We start from the raw sequence: 17,083 nt of genomic DNA, 5'->3' as shown, positions 1-17,083 counted from the left end.
AAGGCCGCATCAATGCGGCCTTTTCTTTAATGAGCCAACTCATGGCCTGTTTGGGGCTTTGTTATACAGCAAGGGGAAAGAGGCTATGGTAACGTATACTGGCGGAAGAAGTCCCATATCACATCATTGGCATTAATGGCTGTGGACGGCGGGTCCGCCTTCTCGCGTGGCTTATCTCCACCCGGCCAGGAGTGGCCGCCGTCTGCCGTAACATACAGCTGCATTAACACCTCATTCTTACAGCCGGACCATTGGGTAAGCTTGTACTTCCCGTTATCTGTTAGTAGCTGTTTTGTGGTACAGGCATTGTAACCGGCCCATACCTGCAGCCCGGAATCTGCCGGTGGAAAGTAGTAACCACCCATACCCACGCCGCCCAGGTAAGGCACTTTAGCGTCCAGGGCAGAATGGATATGCAGGATAGGCACGGGCCTCACCGGCTGGCAAGGCTGCACTGTCAACAGCGGGCCGCTCACGGCTGCCACTGCCGCGATCTTATCAGACAGCTCACAGGCCAGCCGGTAGGTTAACATAGCGCCATTGGACATGCCGGCGATATAGATCCTTTTGGGGTCTACCTTAAAATCAGTCTGGATCTTATCGATCAGCGTGCGGATAAAGGTTACATCATCCACCTGCTCATCCAGCGCCGGGCCGCAGCAGGCGCCGGCATTCCAGGTGCGTACGCCCAGCGGCCCATGACTGGGTATGCCATCAGGGTATAAAGCAATAAAGCCTGACGCATTGGCTTTGTCTGTAAAATGATAATCGCGTTCAAACTGCGCGGCGCTGCCGCCAGTGCCATGTATGCCCACAACCAGTGGGAAATGGGTAGTGTCATTATCATAGTAAGCAGGCGGCAGGTTAAGCAGGTAGGTCCTGTTCCGTTCGTCTATTTTCATAACACCGTTGTAACGGTAGGCCTTTTCAACAGGGCTGTTATCCTTGGTGCAGCTGGTGAGCGCGGAAAACAATAGCGCGGTAACGATCAGTAAATGTTTCATATGCAGAGGCTTTAGATAGCACAGCAAAGGAACAATACTGCACCCCCATCGCACAGTACAAAAGGGGGGAAGCTGCCATATTTCCCCCTGAGGCTGCATAAGGGCAACCCTGTTGATCTATTGCCGGGGCCGATATGGTTTAAATAAAAGTGTAACCATTGGCAACGCTTTTATCATCCGCGCCGTACTTACTTTACTTGATTGCCAGCTTTTATTGGAATTCCTGATCTCATGCCCCGGATCTGCTATCGTGAATGCAACTTGTTTATTAAGGATTTAACTCCAATTGGATCACCCATGATCATGATTTCCACCGGAATATGAAACAACAGCTATTGTTATTGTAGTACCCTTTAAAACCCGGAAAAATGAAGCCAACGTTATTCAACGATCCACCGCTGTTAAAAGCCGGTGTGATGGGGCTGTGCCTGTTATTAGGTACGGGCTGCAAAAAGATCGAACAACATTTTCTTCCCAATGATTACGAACAGGTGAACCTGGTGGCGGATGTAGCTGGTTTTGGCGCTGCCAGGCTAGACTCCAACCTGGTGAATGCCTGGGGTATTGCCGTGGCGCCCTCTGGTCCGTTATGGATCTCCGCTGCAGAAACCGGCGTAAGCACCATCTATGACAGGAACGGGGCCGATGTAAGGCCGCCGGTAAAGATCCCTACCCCCACAGATTCCACCGGCGGATCGCCCACCGGCCAGGTATTTAATAATACCACGGATTTTGCTATCTGGCAGGACAAAACGGCCACGCCCAGCCGCTTTATTTTTGCCACGGAAGAAGGTACCCTGGCTGCCTGGGGCGGTGGTAACACGGCTACCCTTGTAGCAGACAGATCGCCCTGGCATGCGGTGTACAAAGGCCTGGCGCTGGCGCAGGATGGCGGAAAGAATTACCTCTATGCCACCGATTTCAGAGGAGCTAAGATCGATGTGTTTGATAAGGATTTTAAATACGTGACGGGTAAACCCTTCCACGATCCGGGTATCCCCGCCGGTTATGCGCCTTTTAATATCAGGAATATAGGCGGATACCTATATGTAACCTACGCTAAACAGCAATTACCGGAAAAAGAAGATGATGAACCAGGTATGGGTAATGGATATGTAGATGTCTATAGGCCCAATGGCGCTTTTGTAAAACGTTTTGCCACCAGGGGGGCATTAAACTCTCCCTGGGGGATGGCAGTAGCGGCGCCTGGCTTCTGTCCGGTAAAAGATGTGATCCTCATCGGCAATTTTGGAGATGGTCATATTAACATGTATAGCCTCCAGGGTATTTTCCTGGGACCATTAAAAAGCGGTTGGCGTACGATCAGCATACCCGGTTTGTGGGCGCTGGAGAACAATGTGCCGATGGCTGATCCCAAACAATTATTCTTTACAGCGGGACCGGATGGTGAAAGACATGGGCTTTTTGGATACCTGATAAACAGGCATTAATTCAAAAAATAACCCGGCTGTATCATAACCGGGTTATTTTTTTCATCAGGATATACAGGCATAAATTATTTGTCTTTTACAACAGACAGGATATTGCCGGCGGGATCCTTAAACCATGCCACTGCAAAGTCATCCTGGTGAGAGATACCCTTCTCATCCGTGTTAAGATCTTTATACTGTTCAAACTTGATCCCTTTAGCCGTGAGCTCGTCCACTGCTTTTTCCACATCCTGTACGGGGAAATTCAGGACAGTGAAACTGGCCGGTTCATGATTTGGCTTAGGGTAGATGAGTACGGTGCCCCCACCATTCAGTTGCATGATCAGCATCTCGCCCATCATGTCTTCTACTTTTACATTCAGTCCCAGCTTTTCGTAGAACGCCTTGGTCTGTTGGATATCATTCGTGGAAAAACTGCTGAATGCTTTTGCTTGACCTAACATAGTATAATGTTTTTGGTGATGAATTAACTGTTACAAATTTACGGCCATTGCCGCCACCAAAGGGGTGGTGATCGCGCCAATCTCAGGGTGGTATTGCGTACCAGCCTGTACTATGAAAAAATATTTTATCGGATTTGCGCAACCATCGCGCACTTTTTGGCGTATTATAGTTGTATGCTGACACCATATCTTTTCTTGACCAGCTAAGAAACCAGGAGCATAATCAACGAGCTGTACTGCGGTAAGAAGATCACATGTAATTTCCTCACTACCTATTATGATCTTAATCAATTGATGATTTTTTAACAATCTAAAATCAATTCTTTATGAAGATCAATTCCACTAATGCCAACTGCGGGCTGCTACGCAGTTTTGCCGGCCCTTTAATGACAATATTCTTGGCTGTTTTGATTGTTTTACCTGCCTGTAAAAAACATGATGACAGGCCCTCTAAAACGGTAGATGCAAAACTTATTGCCGATAACCTTGTATCCCCGCTTGGAGTGGTCACAGCGCCAGACAACAGCAAACGCTTATTTATCATTGACCAGGTAGGAAAGATTTGGATCGTAGATGACAATGGCAATAAGTTGTCAACGCCTTTCCTCGATGTAAGCGGCAAGATGGTTGCATTGGATGGTAATTATGATGAACGCGGACTATTGGGTCTGGCCTTTCATCCTGACTACCGGCATAACGGTAAGTTTTACATTTACTACACGCTCCCCCCGCGCGCTGGTGGCCCACAGGGAGGTGGTGCATGGAACAACCTGAGCCGTATCGCAGAATTTAAAGTGGATGCAAGTAATCCCAACAAGGCCGATATGAGCACAGAGAAAGTGATACTGCAGCTCGATGATCCGCAGTCTAACCATAACGGCGGCACCCTTGCATTTGGCTGGGACGGCTACCTGTACATTTCCATAGGTGATGGCGGAGGCGCAGACGATGTTGCGCCGGGCCATGTGATGGATTGGTATAAGACAAATGCCGGTGGTAACGGACAGGATATAGATTCCAACCTGTTTGGCAATGTATTGCGTATTGATGTGAACCACGGAAACCCCTATGCCATTCCGGGCGACAACCCATTTGTAGGCAAGCAGGGTAAAGATGAAATATATGCATACGGATTCCGCAATCCCTATCGCTTCTCCTTTGATATGGGCGGCGCACACTGGTTATACCTGGGCGATGCAGGACAAGTACTGTATGAAGAAATTGATGTAGTTAAAAAAGGAGGCAACTATGGATGGAATGTAAAAGAAGGCACGCATTGCTTTAATGCAGCCGATAATGAAATGGAACTGGCCGGATGCCCCGTAAAAGATACATTTGGCAATATGCTTATAGACCCGGTAATTGAACTGAACAATGCAGAAAATCCCAAGGGCGGAAGGGCAGTTACCATCATAGGCGGTAACGTATACCGCGGTCATGATATCCCCTGGCTAGGCGGAAAATATATCTTTGGTTCCTTTGCCCGCTCAGAAAATATGGCAGATGCAGAATTGTTTATGGCCACACCGGGTGGTGGAAGCGGCCTCTGGGATTTTGAAGAGCTCACATTAAAGAGCTACCCTGATAACCTGCAGCATTATCTGAAAGGTTTTGGACAGGATTGGGATGGTGAATTGTACCTGGCAGTATCCAGTATGGCTGGCCCTTCCGGCAATACCGGTCAGATATGGAAACTGGTGGCGGATAAGAAAGACGATAACGGCCATGGCCACCACGGTGGTAAATGGTAATACTTTTCGGTAATTTTAGTGAAACGATCGTATTCATTAAAATGTACCGTTATGACAGGAGAAACCAACCTGGCCACCTTGCTCCGCACTATGCAGCCTGTACTGAACAAGGGTGAGTACGTGTTCTGTACCATTGGTCACGATACGGAGCTGGAGACCAGGGATCTGATCTGCCTTTTCCGGGAAAAAGAAGGCATGACGGTGATCGTGCGCAAAAGCCTGGCAGACGCCCAGGGGTTGGCCTATTCCTTTATAGCGGCCTGGATCACCTTAACGGTGCACTCCTCCCTGGAAGCAGTAGGGTTAACCGCCGCTGTATCAAAAGCCCTGGCGGATGAAGGCATCAGCTGCAACATAGTAGCAGCCTTTTACCACGATCACATCTTTGTGCCGGAAGCCGCGACAGACAAAGCCATGCAGGCGTTAAACGCATTAACCAGAATAACCTGAAGCGTCAACAACGCTTTTACGCTGAGCTGTGAAAGAAAAGGCTGTCTCATAACATTTGAGACAGCCTTTTCCCTTTTAATTTTTTTACTTATTGTCCAACTGTAGTCCCTTGTTTGTTGCCAAACACGGTCTTCAACAGGTCGGTTACACGGGCGGCCGGGTCCTTACGGATCTTCTGCTCTTCCAGTGATACCTCCTGGAAAATACCTGCTACCGCTTTATCGGTCACATAACCGGTAAGGTCTGTATTCACAGGCGTTTTAGAGAACTTGTTGTATACAGTGAACACATCTGCCCAGTACTTGGTAGCATCCACTTTCTTCAGCGCGCTCTCGATTGCCGGACGGAAAGCCGTGGTCAGCGCACTGGTAGTTTTTTGTTTAAAATAATTGGTAGCGGCAAAATCACCGCCTTTTAAAATGCCTACGGCGTCTGTAATGCTCATGGATTTGATGGCATTCACAAAAATAGGCGCTGCGGATTTAGCGGCTTCCTCTGCGCCACGGTTCATGGATTGGATAGCTTTATCCACCACGCTGCCTAAACCTACGCTGCGCAGGGTGGATTCTACTTTCTGCGCCTCAGGCGGCATCAGTATTTTCAGGGCAGCATTGGCAAAGAAGCCATTAACGGCAGACAGCCGGTTGGTGCTGTTCTGGGTACCGATGGTGAGCGCTTCTTTTAAGCCCGCCACAATTTGTGCGGAGCTAAGGCCGCCGCTGGTAGCGGCCGGCAGGTTGTTCATGATCTGCTGCGCAGTTTCACAACCCGTAAACAAGCCGGAAAATAACACTAATAGCAGGGAACAGGAGAGTAGCCTTTTTTTCATATAGATGTATTAACAGGAGGCAAAGATAATGTTCCCCTAAAATATCCGGGTATATATCAGTTATTCGTATTAATTATTTTACCCACATAAAAGGGCCGCCTGTCAACGGCCGCTTTTTTTATGCCCTGCAATAAACGCAGAATATTATTTTTGTCAGGTACGTTTGATCCCGATCATTATGCAAGAAAACCTGATGAGTGATGACGAGTTGCTGCGGGCCGTAAAAGGGGATGATACGGCCGCTTTTAAGGTATTATATGATAAATACTGGAAAGCGCTTTATATAAAGGCCTGCCAACGCGTAGATAAGGATGATGCCAAGGATATGGTGCAGGAGGTGATGATCACCTTCTGGCGCAGGAGACAGCATATTGAGCTGAAAGCTGGCGCAGATATAGGAGGATACCTGTTTGCCGCCATCAAATACCGGGTCATCAGCCATTATGCCTTTAACAGTGCAGAGATCAGGGATCCTTCCTTTTTCGATATCCTTGACAAAGTATATTCAAACGAGCTGGAAACCAAGGAACTGCAACAACGGATAGAGACAGCGGTCAGCAAATTGCCCGCCCGTATGCAGCAGATCTTCCGGATGAGCCGCGAAGAAGATTATTCTATTACTGAGATAGCGCAGCAACTGCAGCTTTCCGAACAAACGGTGAAGAACCAGTTGACAGAAGCGTTGAAACGGCTCCGCGCCTCCCTGCAGTCCCAAACGCCGGGAGCCTGGGCCCTTGTATTATTCTGCCTGTACTGTATGCACAACAGGTAGCCCGCAAATTTACCCTAACCCATCTTTTCCACTGGCGCCGGCCGGGTGGTTGTCCTCTTTGTCCCTGGCTGTTGCAGACCGGCATTTTCCCTCCGCAAAACTTTTTTTAAAAAAATCCGGGTACCGGCTGGTACCAAACAATGGTTTTTGATATAAGGAAAATAAAAACGCATACCATTTGGAAACAGGCAAGATCAAACAGCTATTGAAACGCTACCTCTTAGGACAGGTTGCTGCACAGGAGACCAGGGCTATAGACGATTGGTACGCGTCCTTTGACGCCGCTGTGCCCGCGGAGTTGCCGGCACAGGAAGAGCGCCAGCTGCACGCAGAGATCTGGCGCATGATCCAACCGGAGATCAGGGTAACCAGGGTTTTCTATCGCCGGCCATGGGTAAGGGCCGCCGCGGCCGTATTGATGCTGCTGGGGGCCGGTATGGCCTATTTCCTGCTCCGGGGCCCGCAAGCCAGAGAATATACCGCCTATCATACCGCTAACGGGGAGCGCCGCACCATTCGCCTGCAGGATGGTACTTCGCTTACGCTCAACGCCGGCTCCACCCTGCTGCTCTCAAAGGACTGGGACCGGGAAAGAAGGCTGCAACTGGTAGACGGGGAAGTGTTCTTTGAAGTGGCGCCCGATACCCGCCGCCCGTTTGTTGTGGAAAGCGGTCCCCTCACCACTACTGTTTTAGGCACCGCTTTTAATATAAGCGCCTATACCGGCATCCATAAGCTAAGCGTGGCGGTTGTGGCAGGTAAAGTAAGCGTGGCCGGTAAAACAGGCGCCAGCCTGCTCGAAAAAGGCAGGGAACTGGTGTACGATAAACAGGACGGCCATACCAGCATACAAACCCTGGCCACAGACCAGATAGCCTGGACCCAGGGTAAGTTGCTGCTGAACGATGTATCCTTTGAGGAGATGAGCGTGCTGGTGGAAAAGAACTTCGGCATAAAGATCATCACCACGCAGGCGCCCGTCACAAAAAACAGGTATACCACAGAACTGCAGCTGGATATGCCGCCTGCTGCCGCTATAGAAGTACTGGCTGCCATCCACCAGCTAAAGATAAAACGCAACGGCAACCAGGTGCTGTTATACGAATGATCCACGTACATAAAACCAAAATTTAAATATCCTCCCTTCACGTAAGGCATGTATGAAACCGTCAAGGTTTCATACGACCACTAAAAGACAAATTCACGTATGAAAACAATGCACACAAAGCTCCGGAAAGGAACGCTGGCCTTTGTTCTGCTGTTAACCATGTCCTTTTTTCCTGCATATGCGGGGCCCGGGCAGGTGCTGACAGCCACCACGGTCACCATCACCTTAAAAAGCGGTTCCCTGGAATCCGCTATCAAACAACTGCAGGAATTAACCAAAGTCACTTTTGCGTATGACAAACAGCTGCTGCTCGCTTATCCCATTGCAGAGCGGCGTTTTTCCAAAGAAAGACTGGACAGGGTACTGCAGGAATTGCTCAAAGACAAATTCCTGGTATTTAAGGAAGTCAACAACATTGTGGTCATCAGCCGTGCGCCGGTAACAACGCCTGGCGCCCTGACTGCCGGGAAACGCGCGGATATCGTAGTAGCAGGTATCGTAACGGATGAGAAAGGGCAGCCCATGCCCGGCGTAAGCGTAGCGGTAAGAGGCGTTAGTACCATGACCTCCACAGACAATAACGGCCGCTTTAAGCTGATCGTACAATCGCCGCAGGCAGTGCTGGCATTTAGTTTTATTGGCTACGAAACCGCAGAGGTAACAGTTGGCAATCAAACCAGCATTAATGTACAGTTAAAGATTGGCAGCCGTGCCCTGAACGAGGTAGCGGTGGTTGGTTTTGGCACCCAGCGTAAGGTAAGCCTGGTAGGTGCGCAATCCACTATTAAAGCAACGGAATTCAAGCAGCCGGCGGCAGACATCTCTACCATGCTGGCCGGCCGTATAGCGGGCGTTGTAGGCGTGCAGCGCTCCGGCGAGCCGGGCAAAAGCGGCGCCGATATCTGGATCCGCGGTATCTCCACCTTTGGAGACGGCAACAAAGCCACGCCGCTGATCCTGGTAGATGGCGTGGAACGTTCTATCAACAACATTTCGCCGGAAGACATTGAATCCTTTACCATCCTAAAGGATGCTGCCGGTACCGCCGTATACGGTGTGCGTGGCGCTAATGGCGTTATACTGCTCAAAACAAAGACCGGTAAGATAGGTAAACCGCAGATCTACTTCGACTACAACGAAGGCGTGAACACCTTTACTAAACGTCCGGAGATGCTGGATGGCATCACCTATATGGACCTCGCCAACGAAGCGCTTACCACCCGTAACCAGAATGCAAAATACTCGCAGGAGTATATAGATAAAACAAGATCCGGCGCAGATCCCTTACTGTATCCGGATGTGAACTGGATGGATGCCGTATTCAATAAATTTGGCCATACCCGCAGCGCTAACCTCAATGCCAGCGGCGGCGTGGAGAATGCGCAGTACTATGTCTCCCTGGGTTATTTTAACGAGACAGGTTTCCTGAAAACAGATGAGCTGGCACGGTACAACTCCTCCTTAAAATACAATCGCTATAACTTTACCAGTAACCTGAACCTGCGGCTTACCAAAACCACCCGCCTGGATGTAGGTTTACAGGGTTATTTCTCCAACGGCAACTATCCCGGTATCAACAGTGGCGATATTTTCCAGAGCGCTATGGATGCCGCCCCCGTGGCTTATCCCATCATGTACCCCGGCGGGCTGGTGCCGGGACAGTCTGCCAACGGCGGCTTCCGCAATCCTTATGCGGACCTTACCCGGCGTGGCTACCGCAATGAGTTTAAGAACCAGCTGTATTCCAACCTCCGGGCTACACAGGCGCTGGATTTTATTGCGCAGGGCCTCAGCGCTACCGCAATGTTTGCCTTTGATACCTATAACCAGAACTATATTATCCGCTCCAAACGGGAAGATACCTGGTTCCCGGATCAGACTAACCCCTATAAGCCGGATGGCAGTCTTAACCTGGTAAAAACATTTACGGGGGATGAGTACCTGAGTTTTGATAAAGCAGATGATCAGCGGCAGACCACCCGTCAGTTCTATACGGAAGCGGCCATCAACTATGACCGGGCTTTTGGCAAACACCGTGTAACCGGCTTAGGGCTGTTCTACTCCAGCGATAAAACAAATACGCTGGCCGGTGATTTCATCAACTCCATACCGGAGCGTTACCTGGGTTATGCCGGTAAAGCCGCCTATTCTTTTGACGACCGCTATTTCGCGGAATTTAATTTTGGTTATAACGGTTCTGAACTGTTTGCGCCCGGTAACCGCTTTGGCTTTTTCCCTGCGGTGGGCATAGGCTGGCTGGTATCCAACGAAAAATTCTTCGAGGGCATAAAACCGGTGATCAGCTTCCTCAAATTCCGTTACTCCAATGGTAATACCGGTTTAGGCAGTACCAATGAAAGGTTCCTGTACATCACCAAGCTCAATGATAACGACCTGGGATATTCTTTTGGTAAACAGCCGGGGAATAAAGGCGGTATCAGCATCAACCGTTACGCTACGGATGTACGCTGGTCCGTCTCCAACAAACAGGACCTGGGCGTGGAGCTGCACACGCTCAACGACCGCTTATCCATTATTGTAGACCTGTTTAAGGAACACCGCAAAGGCATCTTCCTGCAGCGGGCCTCCAACGTGAACTTTATGGGTTTGCAGAACCAGCAGTATGGCAACCTGGGTATAGTGGACAACAAAGGCATTGACGCGTCGCTGGAGTACTTTGCTAAAATAGGGCAGGTGGACATTTCCCTGCGGGGCAATATCACCTATAACAAAGACAAGCTGATAGAAGACGACCGTCCGCCGCAGGCGTTTCCATGGATGGATCACCGCGGTAACAACATACTGGCCCGTTATGGATATGTAGCAGAAGGCCTGTTCCAGAGTGATGACGAAATAGCCAAAAGCGCTGTGCCCGGCGACCGCTCCATGGTAAAACCCGGTGATATCAAGTATAAAGACCTGAACGGTGATGGCCTCATCAATGCTTACGATGTGACAAAGATTGGCCGTGGAGATGTACCCGCCATTGTATACGGCTTTGGGTTTAATATAGGATATAAAGGCTTTAACATAGGGGTGCTATTCCAGGGACTGTCAGATGCGGACCGGTTGCTGTCTGGTTCTGCCATCATTCCCTTTAACGGCGGCGGTGGCCTCACGAATGCCTATGCAATAGCCGTAGACCGCTGGACGCCAGAGAATCCCAATCCCAATGCCTTCTACCCACGTTTGGCATATGGCGAAGCAGAAAATAAGAACAATACACAAGCCAGCTCCTGGTGGGTAAAGGATGTAAGTTTTATGCGCCTTAAATCTGCGCAGATCGCCTATAACCTACCGGCTAATTTCCTGCGCAGGCTGGGTATCCGCAATTCCTCCATTTACCTGCAAGGCATTAACCTGCTTACGTTCAGCAAGTTTAAGCTCTGGGATCCGGAGCTGAATACCAATAACGGGTCTTCTTATCCCAACGTACGCACAATATCTATGGGTGTGAACTTAAAATTTTAATTACGTATGAAGAACTTTTTTCGTCAACTGATATACGCATGCCTGGCCCTGGTGCTATTGGCCTCCTGTAAAAAATACCTGGATCAGGTACCGGATGACCGTCTGACCATAGAAGAAACCTTCCGCACCTGGAACACGGCGCAGAAATTCCTGAACAATGTATACGCCCGCATACCCGATGAATTTGGGCAACGCAACCCCGGCGATAATGAGAACCGTGGTTTGTGGACCGGTGGTTGTGACGAGGCGGATTATGTATGGGGCTTTGTGCAATCCAACGATGTGAACATTGGCAACTGGGACGCCAACTCCGGATTTGTACGGGATTACTGGACCAATTTTTACAAAGGCATCCGCGCTGCCGGCGTATTTATAGAGAATGCGGACCAGATCACAGACCTTACACCTAACCTCATCACGCAATACAAAGCAGAGGCCAGGGCCTTACGCGCCATGTATTATTTTTACCTGATGCGTATCTACGGCCCCGTGGTAGTGATGGGGGAACGTCCGGCCCCTGTGGACACCAGCCTGCAGATACCGCGTAATTCCATAGATGAATGCGTGTCCTATATTGCAGACGAGCTGGCAACGGCCGCGCAAAACCTGCCCGTAATACCCGCCAATGACCAGGATTATGGCCGTATTACCAAAGGGATTGCGCTGGCTTTCCGTGCCAATGCCCTGATGTATGGCGCCAGCCCCCTGTTTAACGGCAATGCAGACCTGGCAGCATTGAAGAACCTGGATGGTAAACAGCTGATCAATCAAACCTACGACGCCAATAAATGGAAAACAGCAGCAGACGCTTATAAGGCCTTCATCGATCAGTTTGTACCCGGTACTTATGACCTGTTTAAAAAGAACAACGCCGCCGGCGAGTTTGACCCTTATCTTTCCTGCCGTGATGTGATACTCACAGACTGGAATAAGGAAGTGATCCTGGCCCGTCCCGGTAACTCGCTGGGCTCGCGCCAGTACGAGTTAACGCCTTACCATAACGGGGCCAGCTCGCGGGATGTACGCGGCAGTGGCGGCCTGGGGGCTACACAGAATATGGTGAACGCCTTTTTTATGGAGAATGGCAGAAGCATAGACGATCCGCAGTCTGGTTATGTAAGCAGCGGCTTCTCGGATTTCCAGGCGCCCTATGATACCCATACCAAGAACATTTACAACCAATGGACGCACCGGGAGCCGCGGTTTTATGTAAACATTACCTATGATGGCAGTACCTGGCTCAATACCTCTTACGGTGAGATCACCACCCGTTTATATAACACCGGCAATTCCGGCAAACAAACGGGCGGCGGCGATTATACACCTACCGGTTATGTAGCGCGTAAGGCTATGGGTCTGGGCGCATGGGATATAAACAACCGCTCGCTGATATTGGTGCGTCTGGCAGAGGTCTACCTGAGTTATGCGGAGTGTCTGAACGAAGCCGCGCCAGGCAGTGCAGACGTATTAAAATACCTGAACCTGATCCGCGAACGGGCTGGCATTCCCTTATACGGCTCCGCTACATTGCCCGTGCCCGCCGGACAGGCCGCTATGCGGGAGGCCATCCGCAAGGAGCGCCGGGTAGAGCTGGCCTTTGAAAACAACCGCTTTTTTGATGTGCGCCGCTGGAAAATAGCAGAGCAAACGGAGAATGGCCCTATGTATGGTTTAAACATAAGCGCAGACCTGCCGGACTTTTTAAAAGTAGTGGCTTTTGAAACCCGCGTGTTCAATAAAAGACATTATCTTTTCCCTATCCCATCGGATGATATCAATAACGATAAGGAACTGGTGCAGAACCCGGGATGGTAAGCAGTATTGTATCTAACATGAATAAATAACAGCAGATGAACAGACTATCCTTTTTGATGGCCCTGAACCTGGTATTATACACCGCCTGCGGCAAAAGTAACGGCCGTGGCGGGCCGGCTGGTCCCGCGCCATTACCCGTTGTATCGTTTACAGATAAGGATGCCACGGCCGCTTTCAATACGTTTAATACGTATTTCTACAGCCCGGCAGACCAGCTGTACTACGCCACAACGGAAAAGAGATCCATTGGCGCCATCTGGACACAGGCCATTTACTGGGATATGGCCATGAACGCTTACAAGTGCACCAAAGATCCTGCACAGCTGCAGTTGATCAAAGATATCTTTAACGGTGGCTATCGCCGCTATGACCAGTATAACTGGAACAACAAAGTGGTATGGTTCATTTATGATGATATGATGTGGTGGATCATTTCACTGGCCAGGGCTTACCAGCTCACGAATGAAACACAGTATCTGGATCTTTCAAAAGCTGGTTTCAAAAGGGTATGGGACGAGTCTTACGATCCTGTAGCGGGCGGTATGTTCTGGGACTTTAACCACAGCGGTAAAAATTCCTGCATCAATTTTCCCACGGTAATAGCCGCTATGCTGCTGTATAAGATCACCGGGGATAAGACCTATCTGCAAAAAGCAAAGGATGTATACAGCTGGTCGTTGAATAATCTCTTTGATCCTGCTAAGGGCCGGGTAGCAGACAACAATATCAAAGGCAACAAAGGCTGGTCTGACTACACATATAACCAGGGTACTTTTATTGGCGCAGCGGTGTTATTATACAAGGAAACAAATGAGCCCGCTTACCTGGAGCAGGCAAAGCTGGCGGCAGACTACACGCAGCAGAGCATGAGTGACGCCAACGGCATCCTGCCAGCAGAGGGCGACTGGAATGAGCAGGGCGTATTAAAGGCTATCTTTGGTCAGTATATGCTGATGCTGGTGCAAGATGCCAACCAGCCGCAATACCTGCCCTGGATCCGCAGGAATATTAATACTGCCTGGGGCAACCGCGATGCAACGCGCGGTCTTACCTACCGGAATTATAAGGTACCCTGCCCAACAGGGAATATTCAGTCTTATGAAGCCAGCAGCGCAGTGATGCTGATGCAGGTATGCCCGCCGGAGAAATGACCGCAAAATATATAACAGAAAACATCTTGTAGATACACAATGTACAGGTAGGCAACTATTAACAGGATACACTTAAATGAACATCCCCATGCACCAAAGTGTATGGGGATGTTTCGTTGGGTTGCATCAACCCTTTTAAAAGTAGCAGGGAACAAGGGTGGCCCGATGACCTCCCCGTTTAATCTATGCTCTTGTCCCTGCCCATCGAACTGTGGAGTATGCCCATTAAACAACAGGTATTCATAGGATACACAATGTCTACCGCCCGTTTAGGAAGGCATAAATATCTTTGCCCGGCTTATTAGCGCCGGATATAATGATCTTATGAAAAATAGCTGCTGCATATACCCTGAACCACGGGCCGCAAATGGTATGTACTAATAATGCTGCTAGTACTTATACTTTCATACTACATGGTTTACTATGGTCATTTAATTAAAAGTGTATGCTTATCTCTCGTAGGTTGCGTATTGCTTTGATGGTAATATGGTGTCGTTATTCCAAGGGCTCGCTCTTAGTAATTTTTCATGGACATGGAATTAACTGATTCAAAAATAGTGTTTAATGTTTAAATAAAAAAATTGAACAAAGCTGAAAAAAGAAAGATAACCTGCACAAGTTCAGGACTATACGCTGGAAGTCCCTGTAATACTATAAACAGATTGTTGAGGCCAGTTGTTTCAATAAATAAAATTATTTTTGAAATATACTTCACCTGCGTATACATGCCCGATAAACACGCAGAAAAACCTGCTTAAAGAACGTATGACTATTCATCCTGTAGGCAAATATTCCATCAAGGACCTTGAAAAGCTATCCGGCATCAAGGCCCATACCATCCGTACGTGGGAAAAACGTTATGGCGTGCTTCGCCCTGAAAGGACTGGCACCAACATCCGCTATTACTCCGGTGAAGAATTGCGCCACATCCTCAACATCAGCCTGCTGCTAAAGAACGGTTACCGCATTTCTGCCGTTAGTGAGATGACGCCCAATGAGATCATCAACCGTTTATCAGAGCTTACGATGGTAAAACCAGTGGAGGATGGTTTCCAGGAAAGTTTGTTGTTAAGTATGATAGAACTGAATGAGGCGCAGTTCAATAAAACCTTTCTGACAGTAGTGATCAATATGGGTTTTGAGAAGGCGGTAGCCCATGTGATCTTCCCTTTCTTTGAGCGCATAGGAGTAATGTGGCAAACAGCAACGATCAATCCCGCACAGGAACATTTTATTTCCAATATTGTACGGCAAAAGTTGATCCTGGCTACAGAGATGTTACAGGTAGTACCTGCCAGGGATGCGCCCACCGTGCTGTTATTCCTTCCAGAACCGGAACTGCATGAACTGGCTTTGTTGTTTTACAATTACGCCTTTCGCGCAAGAGGTTATAAAACCATTTACCTTGGACAAGCTGTTCCGCAGGATAACCTGGAGCGTGTTACCAGCATTACAAACCCTGACTATATTGTAACAGGTATTACCAATTCGCTGGATGATAAAGGCTTCCAGCATTTTGTAACTACATGTGCGCGCACATTTGCCGGCAAAAAGATCTACTACACAGGGCCTGTGCCGCTCGCCGCCCATATAAAACTACCACGTAATGCTTATCCGTTAAAAGAATTATTAAACCTTTTAGGAATGGAATATTGAGAATTCTGTTTAAGGATTTAATGAAAACGTTAAACAGACTGTCCTTCATTAATTGTTTTGTTCATTTGCCACAGCTGTGTTGTCAAAGGATGTTCTCCGGTTCCATATGTAGCATTTATTTCTTCTTCGTATACCGGTATAGCAATCCGCTAATGCCTATCAAGGCCAGTGCTGCTCCTACTTTCAGCCATCTTTGGGAGGTATTGGGTGCAGGCAGGTATTCAACGCCGTTTACACCAGCTACAGCCGCTTCTTTTACATATCTGCCAGACGATGGTCTGGCTGCCGTATCGAAGTTTGCAGCCAGACGGTGCAGGGCGGCTTTCATTGTATTGCCCTTCATTGGCTTTCCATGGCCGCTGGCAATTACAGATGGCTCCAGGTCTGCAAGTTTCTGAACGGTTCTTTGCGCCTCATGCCAATTGCACGTAAAATATCTTGGAGGACCGCACAGCTTCTTCGCCTGTGTGATAACGGACCATAAGGACTCCTGCTGTGTAGTTACTACTGCATCCCCCGTCAGCAGTACGCCATCCCGTTCACGGTAAAGACTGATATGCCCCGGTGCGTGCCCCGGCGTATGTATATACCGCCAGTCAGGTAATCCCGGAATACTGCCATCTTCCGGCAATAATAAAAGACGCCCATTCAGATCTTTTGGATGTTTTGGAAATAACCAGGAAAGTAATGTCATCAATCCGCCGCCCGCAGTAGGGTCCGGAGGAGGATAAGATGAGCGGCCCGTGAGATACGGCGCTTCCAGGTAATGCGCATAAACCGGCACGTCCCATTCCTCAGCCAGCTTTTTTAACGAGCCGGTATGATCAAAATGCCCGTGCGTAAGAATGATGGCGGAGGGGGAGGTCTGTGGCCAGAAAAGGTGGGCAGACACCTGCCGTATTTTAGCCGCGGCAGTGGGAAGCCCGGTATCCACCAATACCCAGTGATTGCCGGCGTTGGCGTGGATGAGATATACATTGACCATTATGTCTTTAATGCCCCATACTCCAGGCGCTACAAGGAACCACTTTTTGTAGAGGTTTTCCTGTATGGGCGTGGTCTTTTTTTGCTTCATAAACATTGTATTAGCCGTTACCCGTAATTTGGTTGTCAATAGGTATGTGCAAAAAGCATGCATGCCGGTAAACCCCTCTGTGTGGCCATTGCTGCACAAACCGCTGG

Annotated in this window: 14 protein-coding genes; 9 read left to right on the top strand and 5 right to left on the bottom strand. The window is 49.1% G+C overall.

Annotated features, from left to right (window positions below; all coding sequences use genetic code 11):
* Nucleotides 1-83: 83 nt before the first annotated feature.
* On the bottom strand, nt 84-1,004 hold the full coding sequence (locus F0L74_RS13975; RefSeq protein ID WP_188315997.1) for an extracellular catalytic domain type 1 short-chain-length polyhydroxyalkanoate depolymerase: 921 nt from the start codon (nt 1,002-1,004) through the stop codon (nt 84-86).
* A gap of 368 nt (nt 1,005-1,372) precedes the next feature.
* Here F0L74_RS13975 and F0L74_RS13970 point away from each other — a divergent pair, with 368 nt between their 5' ends.
* Nucleotides 1,373-2,455, top strand: a complete 1,083-nt coding sequence (locus F0L74_RS13970) for a TIGR03118 family protein (RefSeq protein ID WP_149838467.1) — start codon at nt 1,373-1,375, stop codon at nt 2,453-2,455.
* A 65-nt stretch (nt 2,456-2,520) separates the two neighbouring features.
* On the opposite strand, the gene F0L74_RS13965 is transcribed toward F0L74_RS13970, so the two are convergent.
* Both F0L74_RS13965 and F0L74_RS13960 read right to left on the bottom strand, forming a co-directional pair.
* Nucleotides 2,521-2,898, bottom strand: a complete 378-nt coding sequence (locus F0L74_RS13965; RefSeq protein ID WP_149838466.1) for a VOC family protein — start codon at nt 2,896-2,898, stop codon at nt 2,521-2,523.
* Nucleotides 2,899-2,928: 30 nt separating this feature from the next.
* Entirely contained in the window at nt 2,929-3,189 is a 261-nt protein-coding gene (locus tag F0L74_RS13960) for a hypothetical protein (RefSeq protein ID WP_149838465.1), read from the bottom strand.
* A gap of 35 nt (nt 3,190-3,224) precedes the next feature.
* Here F0L74_RS13960 and F0L74_RS13955 point away from each other — a divergent pair, with 35 nt between their 5' ends.
* Complete coding sequence (locus F0L74_RS13955; RefSeq protein ID WP_149838464.1) at nt 3,225-4,649, top strand: PQQ-dependent sugar dehydrogenase; 1,425 nt, start codon at nt 3,225-3,227, stop codon at nt 4,647-4,649.
* Between the two features lie 51 nt (nt 4,650-4,700).
* Entirely contained in the window at nt 4,701-5,099 is a 399-nt protein-coding gene (locus tag F0L74_RS13950) for an ACT domain-containing protein (protein ID WP_149838463.1), read from the top strand.
* An 88-nt stretch (nt 5,100-5,187) separates the two neighbouring features.
* Here F0L74_RS13950 and F0L74_RS13945 read toward each other — a convergent pair whose 3' ends face one another.
* Complete coding sequence (locus F0L74_RS13945) at nt 5,188-5,928, bottom strand: DUF4197 domain-containing protein (RefSeq protein ID WP_149838462.1); 741 nt, start codon at nt 5,926-5,928, stop codon at nt 5,188-5,190.
* Between the two features lie 178 nt (nt 5,929-6,106).
* Here F0L74_RS13945 and F0L74_RS13940 point away from each other — a divergent pair, with 178 nt between their 5' ends.
* From F0L74_RS13940 to F0L74_RS13915, 6 genes are all read left to right on the top strand, one after another.
* Complete coding sequence (locus tag F0L74_RS13940) at nt 6,107-6,700, top strand: RNA polymerase sigma factor (RefSeq protein WP_149838461.1); 594 nt, start codon at nt 6,107-6,109, stop codon at nt 6,698-6,700.
* Nucleotides 6,701-6,878: 178 nt separating this feature from the next.
* Complete coding sequence (locus F0L74_RS13935; RefSeq protein WP_149838460.1) at nt 6,879-7,808, top strand: FecR family protein; 930 nt, start codon at nt 6,879-6,881, stop codon at nt 7,806-7,808.
* Nucleotides 7,809-7,916: 108 nt separating this feature from the next.
* Entirely contained in the window at nt 7,917-11,279 is a 3,363-nt protein-coding gene (locus F0L74_RS13930; RefSeq protein ID WP_246197703.1) for a SusC/RagA family TonB-linked outer membrane protein, read from the top strand.
* A gap of 6 nt (nt 11,280-11,285) precedes the next feature.
* Nucleotides 11,286-13,094, top strand: a complete 1,809-nt coding sequence (locus F0L74_RS13925; RefSeq protein WP_149838458.1) for a RagB/SusD family nutrient uptake outer membrane protein — start codon at nt 11,286-11,288, stop codon at nt 13,092-13,094.
* Between the two features lie 35 nt (nt 13,095-13,129).
* Nucleotides 13,130-14,245, top strand: a complete 1,116-nt coding sequence (locus F0L74_RS13920; RefSeq protein ID WP_149838457.1) for a glycoside hydrolase family 76 protein — start codon at nt 13,130-13,132, stop codon at nt 14,243-14,245.
* A gap of 765 nt (nt 14,246-15,010) precedes the next feature.
* Nucleotides 15,011-15,901 carry a MerR family transcriptional regulator gene (locus F0L74_RS13915; protein ID WP_149838456.1) on the top strand — a complete coding sequence of 297 codons (891 nt, stop codon included), beginning with the start codon at nt 15,011-15,013 and terminating at the stop codon, nt 15,899-15,901.
* A gap of 115 nt (nt 15,902-16,016) precedes the next feature.
* On the opposite strand, the gene F0L74_RS13910 is transcribed toward F0L74_RS13915, so the two are convergent.
* Nucleotides 16,017-16,976 carry an MBL fold metallo-hydrolase gene (locus F0L74_RS13910; protein WP_149838455.1) on the bottom strand — a complete coding sequence of 320 codons (960 nt, stop codon included), beginning with the start codon at nt 16,974-16,976 and terminating at the stop codon, nt 16,017-16,019.
* Nucleotides 16,977-17,083: the final 107 nt, after the last annotated feature.

It is taken from the genome of Chitinophaga agrisoli (assembly GCF_008386695.1).
GTDB lineage: Bacteria > Bacteroidota > Bacteroidia > Chitinophagales > Chitinophagaceae > Chitinophaga > Chitinophaga agrisoli.
Note: the sequence above shows the minus strand (reverse complement) of the source record. Positions and strands in the feature narration are given on the sequence as shown.

Bases quoted from the DNA above. Each gene is read 5' to 3' on its own strand.
- F0L74_RS13955 (WP_149838464.1), top strand. From the start codon at position 3,225: ATGAAGATCAATTCCACTAATGCCAACTGCGGGCTGCTACGCAGTTTT.
- F0L74_RS13950 (WP_149838463.1), top strand. From the start codon at position 4,701: ATGACAGGAGAAACCAACCTGGCCACCTTGCTCCGCACTATGCAGCCT.
- F0L74_RS13930 (WP_246197703.1), top strand. From the start codon at position 7,917: ATGCACACAAAGCTCCGGAAAGGAACGCTGGCCTTTGTTCTGCTGTTA.
- F0L74_RS13915 (WP_149838456.1), top strand. From the start codon at position 15,011: ATGACTATTCATCCTGTAGGCAAATATTCCATCAAGGACCTTGAAAAG.
- F0L74_RS13940 (WP_149838461.1), top strand. From the start codon at position 6,107: ATGCAAGAAAACCTGATGAGTGATGACGAGTTGCTGCGGGCCGTAAAA.
- F0L74_RS13910 (WP_149838455.1), bottom strand. From the start codon at position 16,976: ATGAAGCAAAAAAAGACCACGCCCATACAGGAAAACCTCTACAAAAAG.
- F0L74_RS13965 (WP_149838466.1), bottom strand. From the start codon at position 2,898: ATGTTAGGTCAAGCAAAAGCATTCAGCAGTTTTTCCACGAATGATATC.
- F0L74_RS13925 (WP_149838458.1), top strand. From the start codon at position 11,286: ATGAAGAACTTTTTTCGTCAACTGATATACGCATGCCTGGCCCTGGTG.
- F0L74_RS13975 (WP_188315997.1), bottom strand. From the start codon at position 1,004: ATGAAACATTTACTGATCGTTACCGCGCTATTGTTTTCCGCGCTCACC.
- F0L74_RS13970 (WP_149838467.1), top strand. From the start codon at position 1,373: ATGAAGCCAACGTTATTCAACGATCCACCGCTGTTAAAAGCCGGTGTG.
- F0L74_RS13920 (WP_149838457.1), top strand. From the start codon at position 13,130: ATGAACAGACTATCCTTTTTGATGGCCCTGAACCTGGTATTATACACC.
- F0L74_RS13945 (WP_149838462.1), bottom strand. From the start codon at position 5,928: ATGAAAAAAAGGCTACTCTCCTGTTCCCTGCTATTAGTGTTATTTTCC.